This is a genomic window from Serratia sp. 14-2641 (assembly GCF_001692375.1).
GTDB classification, from domain to species: Bacteria; Pseudomonadota; Gammaproteobacteria; order Enterobacterales; family Enterobacteriaceae; genus Chania; species Chania fonticola_C.
Genome location: NZ_LXKR01000021.1, coordinates 101589 through 117514 on the forward strand (window position 1 = coordinate 101589; position 15926 = coordinate 117514).

Genomic DNA, 15926 nt, shown 5'->3' on the forward strand with positions numbered 1-15926 from the left:
GTTATTCCGGCTTCATCCCGGCGGCGGTCATCAGCAGGCGGAATAGCGAAGCGACCAAAAACAGCCCCAGAACGCTGGCACTCCAGATAATCACCAACCAGCCGACGCGTTTCCACCAGGGAATGGTGGCGGTGTTCTCATTCATCGTCTTATTCATCAATGATACCCATCCTCATGGCTCACCTTGCCGCGGAACACGTAGTAGCTCCAGAAGGTGTAGACCAAAATAATCGGAATAATAAACAGTGCGCCCACCAGCATGAAGCCCAGGCTTTGTAGCGGCGCAGCGGCTTGCCACAGGGTGATAGTCGGCGGGATCAGCAGCGGCCAGATGCTGATACCCAGGCCGCTTAGCCCCAGAAATACCAGCAACAGCGTCAGCAGGAACGGCGAATAGTGTGCATCGTGGCCTACGCCGTGCCAGATCCCCCATGCGCTGAGCAGCACCAGCAGCGGCACCGGCAGCAGCCAGAACAGGTTCGGCAGACTGAACCAGCGGGTCGCAATTTCAGGGTGAGCGATTGGCGTCCAGACGCTGACGGCCAGCAGGATTAGCAGCAGGCTAACCAACAGCGGTGTGGTCAGACGATGCATCCGGGCCTGCAGGCTTCCCGCTGTTTTCATGACCAACCAGGTGCAGCCGAGTAACGCATAGGTCACTACCAGGCCTAAACCGCAGAACAGGGCGAACGGAGTGAACCAGTCGAAGGGGCCGCCAACATAGGCGCGGCCTTCCACCGGGAAGCCGTCGATAATCGCCCCGACGACCACGCCCTGGCAGAAGGTGGCCAGGATTGAGCCGCCGATAAACGCCTTGTCCCAAATATGGCGTTTCTCCGGTTTGGCCTTGAAGCGGAACTCAAAGGCCACGCCGCGGAAGATCAGGCCAAACAGCATTAGCGTGAGGGGAATGGCCAACGCGTCCAGGATCACCGCATAAGCCAGTGGGAAAGCCCCAAACAGGGCGGCCCCGCCAAGCACCAGCCAGGTTTCGTTGCCGTCCCATACCGGTGCCACGGTATTCATCATTACGTCGCGATCGTGGCTGTCTTTCACCCACGGGAACAGAATGCCGATGCCCAGATCAAAGCCGTCCATGACCACATACATCATGGTGCTGAACACGATGATCACAAACCAAATCAGCGGAAGATCGATACCCATGTTCAGCTCCTGTCGTCCAAAGTTTCGTGTACCGCTGAGAGCGGGCGTGCCGGTGTGCCGTGGCCGCTTGGCTCGTCACCTTCATGGGCCTGTGGGCCTTTGCGGATCAGGCGCATCATGTAGGAGTAACCGACGCCAAACACCGAGCAGTAGACGGCGATAAAGGCCAGCAGGCTCACGCTCATATGGATGTCGCCATGGGCAGAGACGGCATCGGCGGTGCGTTGCAGCCCGTAGACGACCCACGGCTGGCGGCCAATCTCGGTGGTGAACCACCCCGCCAGCAAGGCAATCAGCCCTGAAGGCCCCATCCACAGAATGAAGTACAGGAAGGGTTTGGACTGATAGAGTCCGCCGCGCCAGCGTAGCCACAGGCTCCACACGCCAGCCAGGATCATCAGCATGCCCAGCGCCACCATGATGCGGAACGACCAGAACACCACGGTGGAATTCGGGCGATCTTCCGGTGCGAAGGATTTCAACGCCGGAACCTGCTCGGTGAGGCTGTGGGTGAGGATTAGGCTGCCTAGGTAAGGAATTTCCACCTTAAAACGGGTTTCTTCACGCTCCATATCCGGCCATCCGAACAGGATCAACGGCGTGGCCTCTCCTGGCGGGTTCTCCCAGTGGCCTTCGATGGCGGCGATTTTGGCCGGTTGATATTTCAGCGTATTGAGGCCGTGTGCGTCGCCGATCACCGCCTGAATAGGGGCGACGATCAGTGCCATCCACATGGCCATCGACAGCATCTTGCGCATGGCTGGCGTATCACGGCCACGCAGCAGGTGCCAGGCCGCCGAGGCACCGATAAAGAAGGCCGACGACAGGAATGCTGCGGTGGTCATATGCAGCAGGCGGTAAGGGAAGGACGGGTTGAAGATCACTTTGAACCAGTCAACCGGTACGACGACTCCATTGATGATCTCGTGCCCCTGCGGGGTCTGCATCCAGCTGTTGGAAGCCAAGATCCAGAAGGTAGAGATCAGCGTGCCGAGTGCTACCATACAGGTAGCGAAGAAGTGCAGGCCGGGGCCAACACGATTCCAGCCAAACAGCATCACGCCCAGGAATCCGGCTTCGAGGAAGAAGGCGGTCAGCACTTCATAAGTCAGCAATGGGCCGGTGATACTGCCGGCAAATTCGGAGAAAAAGCTCCAGTTGGTGCCGAACTGATAGGCCATTACCAGGCCGGAAACCACGCCCATGCCGAAGTTGACGGCGAAGATTTTGGACCAGAAGTGGTACAGGTCCCGGTAAGCCTGATTGCCGGTTTTCAGCCATAGGCCTTCGAGCACCGCCAGATAGCTGGCCATGCCGATGGTGATCGCCGGGAAGATAATATGGAAGGAAACGGTAAAGGCGAACTGGATCCGTGCCAGCTCCAATGCATCAAGTCCGAACATGGAGCCTCCTTGATTTGTTCATAATCGGCCTCTTAGGAAAGCGAAAGCTTGCTTATTAAAACTTGCGCTAAGTAGAGCATGGAGTAGAGTAACGATAACAGTGACAGTTATTTTACTTTTTCCTATAACAGTTGGAATTGTATGACCAGATATGAACAGCTTGCCCAGCAGATCCGCGAACAGATCCAGAACCGGGTATGGCGTGCCGGGGACAAACTGCCCTCGCTGCGGGAAAGTGGTAAACGTGCCGGGCTGAGCCTGATGACGGTGGTGCAGTCATACCAGCTACTGGAAAGCCAGGGCTGGATCGTAGCGCGGCCGCAGTCTGGTTACTATGTGGCGGCCCGTTCACAGGCGTTACCGCAGCCCATCCGGGGTGAGAAATTGCTGGTGAGCGAACAGGTGGATATCAACGCTTTTATCTTTGACGTGCTGCAAGCCTGTAAGGATCCAGAAATTGTCCCCTTCGGCTCGGCTTTCCCGGATGCCACCCTGTTTATGCAACCCAAGTTGGCCAGGGCGCTGAGCAGCGTAGCCCGGAAATTCACGCCTCACAGTTCGCTTGCTAATCTGCCGCCCGGCAACGAGGCATTGCGTCGCCATATTGCTCAACGCTATGCGCTGAATGGGATGCAGGTGTCCCCTGATGAGATTGTGATCACCGCCGGGGCGATGGAGTCGTTAAGCCTCAGCCTGCAAGCGGTGACGCAGCCGGGCGACACGGTGGCGATTGAATCCCCGGCATTTTACGGCGCGTTGCAGGCGCTGGAACGCCTGAAGCTGAAAGCGGTGGCGATCGCTACCCACCCGCAGCACGGGATCGATCTGGATTCGTTACAGCAGGCGATTGAGCAGTATCCGATCAAGGCCTGCTGGCTGATGACCCATTTCCAGAACCCGCAAGGGTCGAGCATGTCGGACGAGAATAAAAAACGGCTGGTGACGATGCTGCGCGAACATCAGATCTCGTTGCTGGAGGACGATGTGTACGGCGAACTCTATTTCAGCGCCGAGCGGCCCTTGCCTGCCAAAGCGTTGGATCAGGGCGGGCAGATTTTGCACTGCTCGTCGTTCTCAAAATGTCTGGCTCCAGGGTTCCGTGTGGGCTGGGTGGCGGCAGGGCGTTATGCGCCGCAGATCCAGCGCTTGCAACTGATGAGTACCGTTTCAACCAGCGTGCCGACCCAGATGGCGATCGCCGATTATCTGCTGCATGGCGGCTATGATACCCATCTGCGTCGCCTGCGGCGTTTATTGGCCCAGCGCCAAAGCGCCATGCATCAGGCGATCGCCCATCACTTCCCGCCAACGGTGAAGGTCAGCCAGCCGGACGGAGGCTATTTCCTGTGGCTGGAGCTGGAGGCGACACAGTCTTCCATGGAGCTTTACCAGCGTGCGCTGGCTGAGGGCATCAGTATTGCGCCGGGGCGAATGTTCACTACCGGCGATCGTTTCAACCACTGTTTTCGCCTGAACGCCTCTTTCGAGTGGAGCGACAGGCTTGAAACCGCCATCAAGACCTTGGCCAGGCTGATCCGTAACCTGGGCTAGGCCAGATAATGCTTCAATGCGCGTCCGGCCTGATGAATAGCCGAATGGACCGCCGGAACCTGGGCGAGCGGGTTTAACAGGCCGTAATCGTGGATCAGCCCATTGTAGCGGGTGGCGGTCACCTCGACGCCAGCCGCGTTTAGCAGGCGGGCGTAGGCTTCCCCCTCATCCCGCAGTACGTCCAGCTCGGCGGTTTGGATCAGCGCAGGTGGCAGCCCTTGCAGCTGTTCCAGGCTCGCATTGAGCGGTGAGGCGTAGATCTCCTTACGCTGGGCCTTGTCGGTGGTGTAGTTGTCCCAAAACCACTTCATCATATTGCGCGTCAGGAAATGGCCTTCGGCAAACTGATGATAGGAATCGCGATCAAAACTGGCGTGGGTGACCGGCCACAGCAGGATTTGGCAGCGCAGTGCCGGTGTGCCTCGCTCTTTAGCCATCAGGCTGACCACCGTCGCCATGTTACCGCCAACGCTATTGCCCACTACCGCCAGTCGGCTGCCATCGACGTTGATTTTCTCTCCGTATTCCGCCACCCATTCCGTGGCCGCGTAGGCTTGCTCAATGGCGGTGGGGTAGTGGGCTTCTGGTGACGGTGTGTAATTGACAAATACCGCTACCGCACCGGAACTGTAAACCAGATCGCGCACCAATCGTTCGTGGGTCGGGAAGTCACCCAATACCCAGCCACCGCCGTGGAAAAACATAAATACCGGCAATTTACCTTTCACTCGTGGCGGGCGCACTATGTGCAACAGGATGTCCTGACCGGCCACGTGAATGGTTTTCTCTTCGATCTCGACCTCACGCTGTACCACCTCCACGCTGCGTTGCGCGCCTTCCAACACCTTACGTGCCTCCTTCGGCTTCATCTGTTCCATCGGTTTGCCGCCGCTGGCATTCAACTCCGCCAGAAAGGCGGCTACGTCTTTAACCGCTGCGGGCTGGGTGGCATCAAAGGTTTTCTTGCTCATGTTGGGATCCTTAAGGTTGAGGAGGAACATTGAGTAGGGGGTAGCTTAACAGTGTAGTCAAAGACTGGAGGTTAACCCGTAATATGGTGCTCTCACCCCAACCCACTCCCAAAGGAGAGGGAGCTGATAGCTCCTGCTCTGGTGGAAGTGAAGAGATCCTCTCAGCAAACCCACCTCCTCATACATAGGTGAATCACCGCAGTTTCAGATCTACTCGATCGGTCCCCTCCCAAAGGACGAATACCTAGATAAATTGTGGCACGAACTGTTCCCTCTCCCTGTGGGAGAGGGGCATTTTGCTGCGCTAAATGAGGGCACATTGCACGCTCTCGGTGCAAAAGGGCGCCGATACCGCCATCTAACGTAATTATTTTTGCGAGCAGGATCAGAAAAGCGGAAGAATTTTGCGATTGAATAGGATTTCTCCGTCGCTGATGATTTTAGGCCCTATTTTTGCCTTTAATCATTACAAATGCATAATTATTGAATATTTATGCAATATAACTCCTTGTTTTAACGAAAAAAATTAGTAAATCCGTCAAAAAAACCGTTCTGGCACGATAGCTGCTCTACACTATTTATCAAATGGGCTGTATTTTAACTACTCATTAACATTTACTCCCCGCTCCGGGGCGCTAAATGCGGCATTAATAGTGAATAACCGATTTTATGTAACAGGTTTGTATCTGAATAGGCGGCGGTGAGCAGCATTATCGTCGGCCGGAAAAGACACCGAATAATAGGGTTAATTTGCTTTTTCGCCGGTCTTGCGCCGCCAGAGCGGTCCTTACCGCCAAAATTCAGCCTTTGCTGACGTTATGAGGTCATTATGGAACAGCCAATCGCAGTTACCCGCCAGTCTTTCGACGACTGGATGATCCCGGTTTATGCCCCTGCGGATTTTATTTTGGTGCGGGGAGAAGGCTCACAGGTTTGGGATCAGCAGGGGAAATCCTATATTGATTTCGCCGGAGGCATTGCCGTCAATGCTCTGGGCCACGCCCATCCGCAGGTGTTAGCGGCGCTGGTCGAACAGGCAGGCAAACTTTGGCATCTGGGCAACGGTTATACCAACGAGCCGGTGTTGCGCCTGGCCAAACAGCTGATTGATGCCACCTTTGCCGACAAAGTATTTTTCTGCAACTCCGGCGCGGAAGCTAACGAAGCCGCGCTGAAGCTGGCGCGCAAATATGCGCTGGATAGTGGCAACAGAGAAAAGAACCAGATCGTCGCGTTCAATAACGCGTTTCATGGCCGCACCCTGTTTACCGTATCTGCCGGGGGCCAACCAAAATATTCACAGGATTTTGCGCCACTGCCTGGCGGGATAACGCACACGCCGTTTAACGATCTGGGGGCGGCTGCGCAGGTGATTAACGACCGTACCTGTGCGGTGATCGTTGAGCCGATTCAGGGCGAGGGCGGTGTGGTTCCGGCACAAGCGCAATTCCTGCAAGGGTTGCGTGAACTGTGCGATCGCCACGGCGCACTGCTGATCTTTGATGAGGTGCAAACCGGCGTGGGCCGCACTGGCTCGCTGTATGCCTATATGAATTACGGGGTGGTGCCAGACGTGTTGACCACTGCCAAGGCGTTGGGCGGCGGTTTCCCGATTGGGGCGATGATCACCACCGACAAACTGGCGAAAACCCTGGGCGTTGGCACTCATGGCACCACCTACGGCGGTAACCCGCTGGCGGCGGCGGTAGCTGGGGTGGTGTTCTCGCTGATTAACACTCCGGAAGTACTTGATGGGGTGAAGCAGCGTCTCGAGTGGTTTATCGCCGGGCTGACGGAAATCAACCTACAGTATCCGATCTTTAGCGAAATCCGCGGGGCGGGTCTGTTAATTGGTTGCGCTCTGAACCCGGAATATGCCGGTAGAGCCAAGCAGATCACTCAACTGGCTAACGAGGAGGGGGTGATAGCCCTGATCGCAGGCCCGGACGTGGTGCGCTTTACGCCTTCGCTGATCATCCCTGAACAGGATGTGAAAGAGGGGCTGGCGCGATTCGCGCGTGCTGTGGCGCGGATTTGCAGCTAATCAAGGCGGCTGCGCCCGGTGCGCAGCCGATGACTTCCGAGGTTCGCATTATGATGATTATCCGCCCCATAGAGCGTCGTGACCTGGCTGACCTGCTGACGCTCGCCGGTAAATCCGGTATTGGCCTCACCTCTTTGCCGCAGAATGAAGAGACGCTGTCGGCACGTATTGAGCGGGCGTTAAAAACCTGGCAAGGCGAACTTCCCCAAAGCGATCGCTGCTATCTGTTTGTAATGGAGGATACCGAACGGCAACAGGTCGTTGGCGTCAGCGCGATCGAAGTCGCGGTTGGGCTGACTGAACCCTGGTACAGCTTCCGCGTGGGTACCCAAGTGCATGCCTCAAAGCAGCTTAATGTCTATAAATCGGTGCCAACGCTGTTTTTAAGCAACGATCATACCGGCCATTCGGAGCTCTGTACGCTGTTCCTCGATGCGGACTACCGCCATGGCGAGAATGGCAAACTGCTGTCAAAGGTCCGCTTCCTGTTTATGGCCGCATTTCGTAATCAATTCTCCCGCAAAGTGATCGCGGAAATGCGAGGATATTCCGATGAAAATGGCCGTTCCCCCTTCTGGGAAAGCGTTGGCCGCCACTTCTTTTCTATCGAGTTCGCCAAGGCGGATTATCTCAGCGGCACCGGGCAAAAGGCGTTTATCGCCGAACTGATGCCGAAACACCCGCTGTACGTCGACTTTCTGGCCGAAGATGCGCAGAAGGTGATCGGCGAAGTTCACCCGCAAACCGCACCAGCGCGCAAGCTGCTGGAAGCCGAAGGGCTGCGCTACCAGGGCTACGTCGATATCTTTGACGGGGGCCCGACGCTGGAAGCCGAGATCGACGAGATCCGCGCGGTCAAGCGCAGCAAACTGGTGAAGGTGGTGCTGGATGATGCACAGGTATTCAGCGAGGCTCCGGCCTACCTGGTGGCCAACGACAACTATCAGAATTATCGCGCCCTGTTGGTACATGCCCAACTGCATGATGATCGCCTGCGTATCAACGCCGAGACGGCTGCGGCGCTGGGCGTCGAACAGGGGAGCCCGGTACGGGTCATCAAGCTTATCGCTCAGGAGAAAGTGTAATGTCGCATCCTGCATTGTTAATTAATGGCGTCTGGCTGGCTGGCCGGGGCGCTGAATTCAGCAAAACCGATCCGTTGGATAACCTGCCGCTGTGGCAAGCCAATTCGGCTAATATTGACGACGTGACTGCGGCCTGCACAGCTGCACGCGAGGCTTTTCCTGCTTGGGCGCGCACGCCGTTTGCACAGCGCGAACAGTTGGTAAAACGCTTCGCGGCGTTGCTGGAAGAGCATAAACAACATCTGGCCGAGACCATCAGCCGTGAAACCAGTAAACCTCGCTGGGAAACCTTGACCGAAGTCCAGGCGATGATTGGCAAGGTGGGCATTTCATTACAGGCCTATCAGGCGCGTACTGGGGTGACGGAAACGGCGATGGCCGACGGAGCCTCGGTGTTACGCCATCGGCCGCATGGCGTGCTGGCGGTGTTTGGCCCGTATAACTTCCCTGGTCACTTACCGAATGGGCATATCGTTCCGGCGCTGCTGGCGGGCAACTGCGTGGTGTTCAAACCCAGCGAATTGACGCCGTTGACGGCGGAGGTGACGTTACAGCTGTGGCTGCAGGCGGGTTTGCCGAATGGGGTGATCAATCTGGTGCAAGGTGGACGTGAAACCGGTGAGGCCTTGGCAAGCTGTGCCGATATTGATGGGCTGCTGTTTACCGGCAGTGCTGGCACCGGCTATCACCTGCATCGCCAATTGGCCGGTCAGCCAGAAAAGATCCTGGCGTTGGAGATGGGGGGCAACAACGCGCTGATCGTCGAACAGGTAGAAGATTGTGACGCGGCGGTGAATCTGGCCATTCAATCGGCGTTTATTTCTGCCGGACAGCGCTGTACCTGTGCTCGTCGTATTTTGGTGAAAAACGGGCCGCAGGGCGATGCCTTTATTACACGCCTGGTTCAGGTGGCATCTACGCTGCGTATCGGCCGTTGGGATGCTGAACCTCAGCCGTTTATGGGCGGGGTGATTTCCTCCGCTGCGGCAGAGAACATGCTGGCAGCTCAGCACCATCTGTTGGCATTGGGCGGCAAAGCCTTATTGACCATGAAATCGCTGGAGAGCGGCAGCGCGTTATTAAGCCCTGGCATTATCGATGTGACCGGCGTGGCGGACGTGCCAGACGAAGAATATTTTGGCCCGCTGACCACGATCATTCGTTACGACCATTTCGACCAGGCGCTGCGCATGGCTAATAACACGCGCTATGGCCTGTCTGTTGGTCTGGTGTCCCCGCAGCGGGAGCAGTTCGAACGGCTGTTGCTGGAGGCGCGAGCCGGTATTGTCAACTGGAACAAGCCGCTGACCGGGGCTTCTAGTGCGGCACCTTTCGGTGGTGTAGGAGCTTCCGGCAACCATCGTCCAAGTGCGTTCTATGCGGCAGATTACTGCGCTTGGCCGATGGCTTCGCTGGAAAGTGCCAGTCTGACGCTGCCAACCAGCCTGTCACCGGGCCTGATATTTAACTGATCTGCCCCAGGCATTACCGTTCGCAGTCTACAGGAGAGCAAAATGTCCGGATATGAAGTCAATTTTGATGGGTTGGTTGGCTTGACGCACCACTATGCCGGGCTGTCGTTTGGCAACGAGGCTTCGACGCAGCACCGTAACAGCGTGTCGAACCCCAAGCTGGCGGCAAAGCAGGGGCTGCTGAAAATGAAAGCGCTGGCAGATATGGGCTTCCAGCAGGGCGTGTTGCCACCGCAGGAACGGCCTCATCTCCCTACGCTACGTAAATTGGGCTTCAGCGGCAGCGACGAAAGCGTACTGGCCCAGGCGATGCGCACCTCACCGCGCCTGCTCTCGGCGCTTAGTTCGGCTTCATCCATGTGGACGGCCAATGCCGCGACGGTTTCACCTTCGCCAGACAGTCAGGATGGTAAAGTGCATTTCACCGCCGCCAACCTGAATAACAAATTCCATCGCGCGATTGAGGCCGAAACCACCTCCAGCGTGCTGCGTGCCATCTTCAAAGATGAGCAATACTTTGCTCACCATGATGCCTTACCGCAGGTGGCACTCTTTGGGGATGAGGGCGCCGCCAACCATAACCGCCTTGGGGGCGACTATGCCAAACGCGGGGTGCAGGTTTTTGTGTATGGAAAGCAGGAGTTTGGCGGGGAAAGTGCTCCCACGCGTTACCCGGCTCGCCAGACGCGCGAGGCCAGTGAGGCGATCGCCCGTCTGCATCAGTTGCACGAGCAACACACGGTATTTCTGCAACAAAATCCGGCGGTGATCGACCAGGGCGTTTTTCATAACGACGTGATCGCCGTCAGCAATCAGCAGGTGCTGTTCCATCATCAGCAGGCGTTCCTGCACCAGCAGCAGGGGCTGGATCAAATCCGCCGTAAGATGGCGTCGCTGGAGACGGAGCTGGTGGCGATAGAAGTGCCAACCTCCCGTGTCAGCGTAGGGGATGCGGTGGCGACCTACCTGTTTAACAGCCAGATCCTGACCAAAGCCGATGGCAAGATGATGATCGTGGTGCCGGAAGAGTCCCGCCAGCATCCGGGCGTTTGGCATTATCTGTCGGAGATGGTGGCCAGCGGTGGGCCAATCGACGAGATCAAGGTGTTCGACCTGCGCGAAAGTATGCGCAACGGCGGTGGCCCGGCTTGCCTGCGTTTACGCGTGGCGCTGAACGGTGCCGAGTTGAGGGCGGTGAACCCACGGGTGATGATGAACGATACGCTTTTCGCCACCCTGAACGACTGGGTAGACCGCTATTACCGCGATCGCTTGGTACAGGAGGATCTGGCAGACCCGCAACTGCTGCATGAAGGGCGTGCGGCGCTGGATGCCCTGACTTCTATCCTTGGGCTGGGTAATGTTTACCCGTTCCAACAGTAACCGGAGGCAATAGTGAACAATTTATTGGCTCTGACGTTGGCAGGAACGCAACCCGCCACCACCCAGGGTGAAAACGCTGCACTGCGCTGGAAGTGGCTGGGGGAAGGGCTATTGGAGCTCAGTCCACAGCAAGGCTATCGGCAAGCCGTGGTGCTTTCTGCCGGTATTCACGGCAATGAAACGGCGCCGATCGAACTGCTTGACCGGCTAGTGAACGAGATCTTCGCAGGCGTGCGGCCATTGGCGGTGCGCTTGCTGGTGGTGTTGGGCAATCCACCGGCGATGCGAACCAATCAACGTTATCTGGCAAGTGATATGAATCGCATGTTTGGTGGGCGCTATCGGCAGTTTGAGTCCTCTGGCGAAACGGCGCGGGCGCAGCAGTTAGAACAAGCGGTCAGCAATTTCTTTGCCGGGGAGCAGGCCACCCGCTTTCATTACGATCTGCACACGGCGATCCGCGGATCGTTGCTGCCACGCTTTGGTATCCTGCCCTATCAACCACAAAGTTACAGCCCCGAGATGTTGGCGTTACTAGACGCCGCCGAGTTGGATGCTCTGGTGATACACCAGGCGCCCGGCGGCACGTTCAGCCACTTTTCCAGCGAGCATGCGCAGGCGGCCAGTTGTACCCTCGAATTGGGCAAGGCGCGTCCCTTTGGCAGCAACGATCTGCAGCAGTTTTCCGCTATCAATAAAGCGCTGCAGGCGCTGGTCTGCGGGCAATCCCTCCCTTTGCGGGGGGAGGCTCCGATTCGGGTGTTCCGTGTCGAGCGGTCGCTGATTAAACGCAGTGAATCGTTCAAACTCTATTTAAGTGACGATACTGCCAATTTTACCTCTCTGCCGCAGGGCACTTTACTGTATGAGCAGCCGGGGGAAAGCTATCGGGTGCAGCATGAAAAGGAGTGGGTCCTGTTTCCCAACCCCAAGGTGGCATTGGGGTTACGTGCAGGCATGATGTTGACCGAAGTCCCGCGTAGTACCCTGTTTTAATCTCACCCGTTTATTACGCCACAGGTAGGTGACCTGTGGCGACACTTTTCCTTTCAAACCTTAATAGCGTAATTTATTTAATCAGTTGATAGGGTATTTTGCCTGTTACGTGCCATTACTCGCTATGATTTAGCCCAATGAGTAAAAAACAGATTAAAGATAGAGTTATTCGCACCATTTCCGCTAATCAGATTGATATAAGTTAAAAGTGTGAAATAAGTAACGTTATTGATTAGCATGCTAATTTTGTGGTTATTCAAAATCGTAGGTTAATCACACAAAATGAAACGTGATTGCACCATTTTGGTGCTTTTCAACGTGAGTGTTATGGCTTATTCATTAAATATCTATTTAAATCATTATATTAGAATGGCACTTTTATGTAATATTTAGTTACAAATAAACATGCTTTATGCGCACTGTTTCATGAACTTTTTTATTTTAAGTTTTTATTCATGATGCTAATGTCACATGGCGCTTTATTAAGGGGCGTAGATAAAAAACAAAATGATAAAAATCACAGCCCAAAGCATAAATTGGGCGTGACGGGCAGCTTTTAATAAAATCTAGGAAAATAAATGATGAAACGCAGTGTAGTAGCCCTGGCGGTTGTTCTTGCCACCGCCGCCTCAATGGCCAATGCGGCCGAAATCTACAACAAAGATGGCAATAAACTCGACCTGTACGGCCGTGTTAACGCCAAGCACTTGTTCAGCGATAACAAATCTGCCGATGGCGATGCGACCTATGTGCGTTTTGGTTTTAAAGGCGAAACGCAGATTAACAGCGATTTGACGGGTTACGGTCAGTGGGAATACAACGTCCAGGCTAACCACGCTGAGTCAGCGGGTACCGAAGGCACCAAAACTCGTCTGGGCTTCGCTGGCCTGAAATTCGCCAACTACGGTTCCTTTGACTATGGCCGTAACTACGGTGTGGTTTACGATGTAGAGTCGTATACCGATATGCTGCCGGAGTTTGGCGGCGATACCTATACCTACACAGATAACTTCATGAATGGCCGTTCTACTGGCCTGGCTACCTACCGTAACCGCAGCTTCTTCGGTCTGGTTGATGGTCTGAATATCGCCTTGCAGTATCAGGGTAAGAACGAGAATGACCGCAGTAACATCCACAAGCAGAACGGTGATGGCTATGGTATGTCTGTGGACTATCAGGACATCGGCGGTAGCGGCATTGGTGCTGCGGTAGCCTTCTCTGATTCTAACCGTACGCAAGCTCAGAAGGCAGTTCAATACGGTAAAGGCGACAGCGCGACGGCCTGGACTACGGCGCTCAAGTATGACGCCAACCAGGTGTATCTGGCGGCTATGTATGCTGAAACCCGCAACATGACCCCGATCACGGTTAACAGCGCTGCTGGCTTTGCCAACAAGACGCAAAACTTTGAAGTGGTCGCGCAATATCAGTTCGAAAATGGCCTGCGCCCATCACTGGCTTACCTGCAGTCCAAGGGTAAAGACATTGAGAACATTGGTGATGTCGATCTGGTGAAATATATCGATATCGGCGCGACTTACTACTTCAACAAAAACATGTACACCTACGTTGATTACAAAATCAACCAGCTGAATGACGATAACAAGCTGAAACTGAATACTGACAACATCGTGGCAGCCAGTTTGACCTACCGTTTCTAAGTTGTATTCAAACCTCATTCCTGTGTCGGAACGTGGTCCAAAAGGCAGAGCGCAAGCTCTGCCTTTTTCGGTTTGGCTTGAGGGTTCAGAAAGGAGCGTACTCGCTGGCAGGCAGCCAGAAGCCGTCGATAAAGTCCTCGATCGGAAAACAGCCTGCATGGCGTAACCGTTGTTCTTTCATTGCTACCAGGCATTGATGCTCATCACGCAGCACGTCGACGACGATGTCGGCACAGCCGCCATCCAGATAGCAAACGAACATCACCAATGCGTACATAACCTATCGCGTCCCCCATTAAGGCTCCAACCCCCATTGTAGGTAAAATTTGGCTGAATTTAGCTAATTAATACAAAAAAATAATAATTGACCAGACAAAAACGGTATTTTCAGAATTATGGCAGCGTTTAATCATCCTTAAGAGGATTGAAGTTCCGCTCTGTACTGCTAAGCTTAATGAGTTTTAAAATTTCTTAACTATCCAATCATTAACGGGAGCGAATATGGGATTGTTTAACTTCGTCAAAGAAGCTGGCGCAAAACTGTGGGATACGGTGAGTGGTAACGCTGAGGATCAAAGCGCCAAGCTGAAAGCGCACCTTGATAACAGTGGCCTGCCCGATACGGATAAGGTGGATGTTCAGGTCGTTGATGGCAAGGCTGTGGTCACCGGGGACGGTATCAGCCAGGAACTGAAAGAAAAAATTCTGGTTGCTGTAGGTAACGTGGCAGGTATCAGCGGCGTAGAGGATAATGTTGCAGTAGCACAACCAGAAGCAGAAAGCCGCTTTTACACCGTCAAGAAGGGCGATACTCTGAGCGCCGTTGCCAAAGAGATGTATGGCAATGCCAACCTGTACAATAAGATCTTTGAAGCCAACAAACCGATGCTAAGCCACCCAGATAAAATCTATCCGGGCCAGGTATTGCGCATCCCACAATGATGCCGAAGGCCTGGGTAATCGAAGCGCGAGCTTAGAGCTGCGTAATCCGGCGCCCCATCTGGGGCGCTGTGCTGAAATTCCTCAACCAATGCGTACGTTCATACAGATGTTCACCCCTATACGTTTCCCAACCGCAATTCGATAAATCCAACGAATGTTTCCAGTCTGCATGCGGGTGACTACCCCTGAGAATCTTGACCCTGTTGCAGAAAATTGGTAGCGTCTGCATGCAAGAAAAATCTTAGTTATCGCCAGCGTAAATTTGGCTGTTACATGAGCCTGGAATTACCCCCTTTTTAGCATCAAGGCGTTATGGCAGGCGATAAGAGAGTAGAGGGTGTGAACACCCCATTAGACAACAAACATCAGGAAAACCATGGACAATGCGCAACGCGTTATCACAATGTTGACGGTAGTTGCTGCATATTGATCATTTTTACGTTGACGATCACACAGTGGGTGGGAATAACTTACTGTTTTTATGAGATAAAATGGAACACAATCCGCATGATGAAACCAAGCTTATTGCGGTCATTGCCTTATTGGTCTCAGTGTTGCTTGTCGTGTCGATCCTGTTTGGCATCACGTATTTATCCGATCTGCGGCATATCGATCAAGAGGTCGATGCCAAAAGCTGTTACATCAAAGGCGGCTGAGGCCAGAGCTGCGTTTATCCGCAATCCTTGATTCGACGATGAAAAATTTTTGCCATATGCCTTGGTTTATTTGGGATTTAACGCACTAGCTGCGATTTAACCACTAATAAAGGTTGTGGCGAATTATTCGTCGGCAGCGTGTCGTTAACTCGGCAACGATCGTTGGATAGCGTTTTTTCCGCCATGGCAGAGCCGCTACAGCTCAGGCGTAGCAGGGGGTGACACATTTTTTGACGGTCTTTGCTTGTGATGGTCAGGCAGCATGTTCTGCGGACTTGGTTGGTTAACTTTTCTAAATAAATTCACTTTAATTATATTTAAGTCGTAATTAATGATTAAAGTGAATGTATTTCTTAAATGTGTTTGTGATGTTAATCAAATATTGTTATTTACCCCGAATTAGCAGGCTGTCGTAAATAATCAAGCCCTGCTAAGCTAAGACTAATCTGTACGGAAGTCTCTGTCAGTTCTATTGCCGATGTAAGCGAGGTGTTTATGAGTCAATTACTCTCCCATGCAAGATTATCCCATGTTGTGATCGCCACGGCGGTGTTTTGGGTTTGCATTGCTGTACTCGTGGCGGTAGCACTAAAGTAAC

14 protein-coding genes are annotated in these 15926 nt (G+C 54.2%); 9 read left to right on the forward strand and 5 right to left on the reverse strand.

Annotated elements, in window-relative coordinates; genetic code table 11:
* Nucleotide 1: 1 nt before the first annotated feature.
* From A6U95_RS29665 to A6U95_RS09215, 3 genes are read right to left on the reverse strand one after another with little or no spacing between them, the layout of a single operon-like run.
* Nucleotides 2-145, reverse strand: coding sequence for a DUF2474 domain-containing protein (locus A6U95_RS29665; protein ID WP_074028769.1), 144 nt, complete (start codon nucleotides 143-145; stop codon nucleotides 2-4).
* A gap of 11 nt (nucleotides 146-156) precedes the next feature.
* Entirely contained in the window at nucleotides 157-1164 is a 1008-nt protein-coding gene (gene cydB, locus A6U95_RS09210) for a cytochrome d ubiquinol oxidase subunit II (RefSeq protein ID WP_065684249.1), read from the reverse strand.
* 2 nt (nucleotides 1165-1166) lie between these two features.
* Nucleotides 1167-2567 (reverse strand): cytochrome ubiquinol oxidase subunit I, encoded by a 1401-nt coding sequence (locus A6U95_RS09215; RefSeq protein WP_059201082.1) that lies wholly within the window; start codon nucleotides 2565-2567, stop codon nucleotides 1167-1169.
* 141 nt (nucleotides 2568-2708) lie between these two features.
* Between A6U95_RS09215 and A6U95_RS09220 the strand changes: the two genes are divergently transcribed.
* Nucleotides 2709-4118, forward strand: coding sequence for a PLP-dependent aminotransferase family protein (locus A6U95_RS09220; RefSeq protein ID WP_024529744.1), 1410 nt, complete (start codon nucleotides 2709-2711; stop codon nucleotides 4116-4118).
* Here the strand turns inward: A6U95_RS09220 and A6U95_RS09225 are convergent.
* Nucleotides 4115-5089, reverse strand: coding sequence for an alpha/beta hydrolase (locus A6U95_RS09225; RefSeq protein WP_065684250.1), 975 nt, complete (start codon nucleotides 5087-5089; stop codon nucleotides 4115-4117). The two genes, A6U95_RS09220 and A6U95_RS09225, sit on opposite strands and share 4 nt — an antisense overlap.
* Nucleotides 5090-5918: 829 nt before the next feature.
* Here A6U95_RS09225 and A6U95_RS09230 point away from each other — a divergent pair.
* The 6 genes from A6U95_RS09230 (at nucleotide 5919) to A6U95_RS09255 (ending at nucleotide 13730) form a co-directional block, all read left to right on the forward strand.
* The gene (locus tag A6U95_RS09230) at nucleotides 5919-7133 is read left to right on the forward strand and encodes an aspartate aminotransferase family protein (RefSeq protein ID WP_065684251.1); all 1215 of its coding nucleotides are present in this window, start codon (nucleotides 5919-5921) and stop codon (nucleotides 7131-7133) included.
* A 50-nt stretch (nucleotides 7134-7183) separates the two neighbouring features.
* Complete coding sequence (astA, locus tag A6U95_RS09235) at nucleotides 7184-8218, forward strand: arginine N-succinyltransferase (RefSeq protein ID WP_065684268.1); 1035 nt, start codon at nucleotides 7184-7186, stop codon at nucleotides 8216-8218.
* The gene (astD, locus tag A6U95_RS09240; protein WP_065684252.1) at nucleotides 8218-9690 is read left to right on the forward strand and encodes a succinylglutamate-semialdehyde dehydrogenase; all 1473 of its coding nucleotides are present in this window, start codon (nucleotides 8218-8220) and stop codon (nucleotides 9688-9690) included. Before astA ends, astD begins: the two co-directional genes overlap by 1 nt.
* Before the next feature lie 42 nt (nucleotides 9691-9732).
* Complete coding sequence (gene astB, locus A6U95_RS09245) at nucleotides 9733-11073, forward strand: N-succinylarginine dihydrolase (protein ID WP_065684253.1); 1341 nt, start codon at nucleotides 9733-9735, stop codon at nucleotides 11071-11073.
* Between the two features lie 12 nt (nucleotides 11074-11085).
* On the forward strand, nucleotides 11086-12069 hold the full coding sequence (gene astE / locus A6U95_RS09250; RefSeq protein ID WP_065684254.1) for a succinylglutamate desuccinylase: 984 nt from the start codon (nucleotides 11086-11088) through the stop codon (nucleotides 12067-12069).
* A 578-nt stretch (nucleotides 12070-12647) separates the two neighbouring features.
* Nucleotides 12648-13730, forward strand: a complete 1083-nt coding sequence (locus tag A6U95_RS09255) for a porin (protein WP_065684255.1) — start codon at nucleotides 12648-12650, stop codon at nucleotides 13728-13730.
* A gap of 85 nt (nucleotides 13731-13815) precedes the next feature.
* Here A6U95_RS09255 and A6U95_RS09260 read toward each other — a convergent pair whose 3' ends face one another.
* Nucleotides 13816-14007, reverse strand: a complete 192-nt coding sequence (locus A6U95_RS09260; protein ID WP_021181014.1) for a YebW family protein — start codon at nucleotides 14005-14007, stop codon at nucleotides 13816-13818.
* Nucleotides 14008-14231: 224 nt separating this feature from the next.
* Here A6U95_RS09260 and lysM point away from each other — a divergent pair, with 224 nt between their 5' ends.
* Together lysM and A6U95_RS31195 are read left to right on the forward strand one after the other, a co-directional pair.
* Complete coding sequence (gene lysM, locus A6U95_RS09265) at nucleotides 14232-14672, forward strand: peptidoglycan-binding protein LysM (protein ID WP_024486819.1); 441 nt, start codon at nucleotides 14232-14234, stop codon at nucleotides 14670-14672.
* Between the two features lie 491 nt (nucleotides 14673-15163).
* Nucleotides 15164-15328, forward strand: coding sequence for a hypothetical protein (locus A6U95_RS31195; protein ID WP_166732779.1), 165 nt, complete (start codon nucleotides 15164-15166; stop codon nucleotides 15326-15328).
* Nucleotides 15329-15926: the final 598 nt, after the last annotated feature.

Coding starts and splice junctions, on each gene's coding strand:
- A6U95_RS29665 (WP_074028769.1), bottom strand. CDS start 145: ATGAATGAGAACACCGCCACCATTCCCTGGTGGAAACGCGTCGGCTGG.
- cydB (WP_065684249.1), bottom strand. CDS start 1,164: ATGGGTATCGATCTTCCGCTGATTTGGTTTGTGATCATCGTGTTCAGC.
- A6U95_RS09215 (WP_059201082.1), bottom strand. CDS start 2,567: ATGTTCGGACTTGATGCATTGGAGCTGGCACGGATCCAGTTCGCCTTT.
- A6U95_RS09220 (WP_024529744.1), top strand. CDS start 2,709: ATGACCAGATATGAACAGCTTGCCCAGCAGATCCGCGAACAGATCCAG.
- A6U95_RS09225 (WP_065684250.1), bottom strand. CDS start 5,089: ATGAGCAAGAAAACCTTTGATGCCACCCAGCCCGCAGCGGTTAAAGAC.
- A6U95_RS09230 (WP_065684251.1), top strand. CDS start 5,919: ATGGAACAGCCAATCGCAGTTACCCGCCAGTCTTTCGACGACTGGATG.
- astA (WP_065684268.1), top strand. CDS start 7,184: ATGATGATTATCCGCCCCATAGAGCGTCGTGACCTGGCTGACCTGCTG.
- astD (WP_065684252.1), top strand. CDS start 8,218: ATGTCGCATCCTGCATTGTTAATTAATGGCGTCTGGCTGGCTGGCCGG.
- astB (WP_065684253.1), top strand. CDS start 9,733: ATGTCCGGATATGAAGTCAATTTTGATGGGTTGGTTGGCTTGACGCAC.
- A6U95_RS09255 (WP_065684255.1), top strand. CDS start 12,648: ATGATGAAACGCAGTGTAGTAGCCCTGGCGGTTGTTCTTGCCACCGCC.
- A6U95_RS09260 (WP_021181014.1), bottom strand. CDS start 14,007: ATGTACGCATTGGTGATGTTCGTTTGCTATCTGGATGGCGGCTGTGCC.
- lysM (WP_024486819.1), top strand. CDS start 14,232: ATGGGATTGTTTAACTTCGTCAAAGAAGCTGGCGCAAAACTGTGGGAT.
- A6U95_RS31195 (WP_166732779.1), top strand. CDS start 15,164: ATGGAACACAATCCGCATGATGAAACCAAGCTTATTGCGGTCATTGCC.